This window comes from Flavobacterium aciduliphilum (genome assembly GCF_003268855.1).
Classification (GTDB): Bacteria; Bacteroidota; Bacteroidia; order Flavobacteriales; family Flavobacteriaceae; genus Flavobacterium; species Flavobacterium aciduliphilum.
The window spans coordinates 1-2408 of the sequence record NZ_QLSZ01000022.1 but is presented as its reverse complement, the minus strand read 5'-3'; the positions used below and the strand labels follow the sequence as shown (position 1 = coordinate 2408).

The following is a 2408-nucleotide window of genomic DNA, read 5'->3' as shown; positions in this document are numbered from 1 at the left end:
TTAAAAATCACAGTAAGTACTACGCCAGTTGCTGGAAGTATTTCAGGAGGTGATGTAACGGTATGTGCGCCATTAACAGCACCAACAACATTAGCTTTAGATGCAACAGGAACTGCATTAGTTAATCCAATTACAAATAGTACCACATTATCATTGAATGGTAATACATCAAGTAGTATTGTATGGCAAAAATCGATTAATTATGTAAATGCTACTAATGCTGCGCCAGTTTGGTCAGCAGTTACTAATTTGACAGCTACTACAGCTATAGGTGCTTCTTATTCAGGAGCAGGTACTACAGAATTAGTAGTGGGTAATTTAGCAGCGACTACATGGTATAGAGCTCAAGTAACTAATGGAGCATGTATCTCTTATACAGATGTTGTTAAAATTACGGTATCACCAACTGCTAAAGCAGGAGCGATTACAAGTGCAGCATCAGTATGTACAGGCGGAAGTATCACGTTTACTTCAGCAGCTTATACAGGAAACGCTATTTCATGGGAAGTATCTACTACATCTGCAACTGCTGGATTTACAACAGTATCTGGTGCAAATGGATTAGTGTTTACTATGGATAATGTTACTTTAGTAGCCCCAGGAGGTAAATTCTATGTTAGAAATGTGGTAACTAGTGGAGATTGTACTTTATCACGTAGTGCAGTAAAAACAATCACGGTTAACCCATTATCAGTGGCAGGAACTATTTCAGGAGCAGGCATGGTTTGTTCAGGAGGTGGTACTACGCTTAAGTTAACAGGAAATGTAGGAACCATTCAATGGCAATACTCTACAGATGGTAGTACATATGTAAATGTACCAACAGCAACTGTTGGAAGTGCATCGACATTCACAACTACATCAGTTAATGGAACGTCAGCGACGTATGTTCTTACCAATGTAACAGATGCTACTTATTTTAGAGCAGCCGTAACAAGCGGTGCATGTTCAGTGAGTTATACTACACCAGTACAAATGGTGATAGGAACAGATGCTGTAGCAGGAACACTTTCGGCAGCAGCTTCAACAGTATGTGCTGCAAGTGGAACGACATTAACTTTATCAGGAAATGTTGGATCTATTACATGGCAAAAAGCTTCGGTTACCAATGGAGTACCAGGTTCATTTACTACAGTAGCAGCTCAAACATCGAATACTTTAGCTACAGGAGCTTTAGCAGCGACTACAGCTTATAAAGCTATAGTAACGATAGGTTCATGTTCTACGGTAGAGACTACACCGATTATCATCACAGTAAGCCCAGCGGCTAAAGGAGGAACAGTAGCAATTGCTACAACTAATCCTGGAGCTTCAATATGTGTGGGATCAAGTAAAACGTTAACTGTTTCAGGAAACGTTGGAACGATCCAATGGCAAATGTCAACGACATCGGCTTCAGATGGATTTGTGGATGTAGCAGGAGCAACAACTTCTTCATATACATTTACAAATATTACTCAAAACTCATGGTTTAGAGTGGTGGCTACAAGTGGAGTTTGTACAGCTACGTCAGCATCAACTGTAGTGGCAATCACAGTAACTACAACTCCAGCAGTAGCAGGAACAATAAGTGGTGTGAATTCAGTATGTTCAGGAACAGGTTCTACATTGACATTACAAGGTTCTACAGGAACTATAGTATGGCAAAAAGCAGTAGCTCCGTTTACAACATGGACAGCTATTGCAGGACAAACGTCGTCTACATTAGCAACAGGAAGCTTGACTGCTACTACTGCGTTTAGAGCAGTATTAACAAGTGGTTCATGTACAGCAACTACAGATTCTTATGTAGTTACAGTATCTCCAGTAGCTAAAGTGACTTTGGTAACAGGAAACACTGCTGTTAAAACATTGGCAACAGCTATTTGTTCTACATCTAATGTACCATTAACATTAGGAGCAGGTTATGTAGGAGCTATTCAATGGCAGTACTACAATGCAGGAAGTTCAGCTACAACAGTAACAGCTACTACAACAGGAATTACTTGGACGGATATTGACGGAGCGAATTCAGCAGTATACAATGCTGGAATTGGTCAAGTAGGAAATATCTGGTTCCGAGTGAAACTGACAAGTGGACCATGTTCTGTGTTGTATACAGTTCCAGTAAATGTATGGTACAAATCATGTGCTGCCAATACAAGAATGGAAATTGCACCAGCAGCCTTTAAAGTGGAAGTTTATCCAAACCCATCGTCAGAGGTGTTTAACTTTACAATGACATCACCAAGTGAGTCAAATGTAATGATGATGGTTTATGATATGACCGGAAAATTGATTGATCAACGTGAGGTTGCTCCAAGTGAAGTATCAGAACTTCAATTAGGAGAGCGTTATCCATCTGGAGTATACAACGTGATTGTAACTCAAGGGGAAAACACTAAAACACTTCGTGTGATTAAAAGATA

1 protein-coding gene is annotated in these 2408 nt (G+C 39.9%); it reads left to right on the top strand.

What is annotated here, in order from left to right; genetic code table 11:
• A partial coding sequence (locus CLV55_RS12725; RefSeq protein WP_146739578.1) for a T9SS type A sorting domain-containing protein occupies window positions 1-2408 on the top strand: 2408 nt, incomplete at both ends.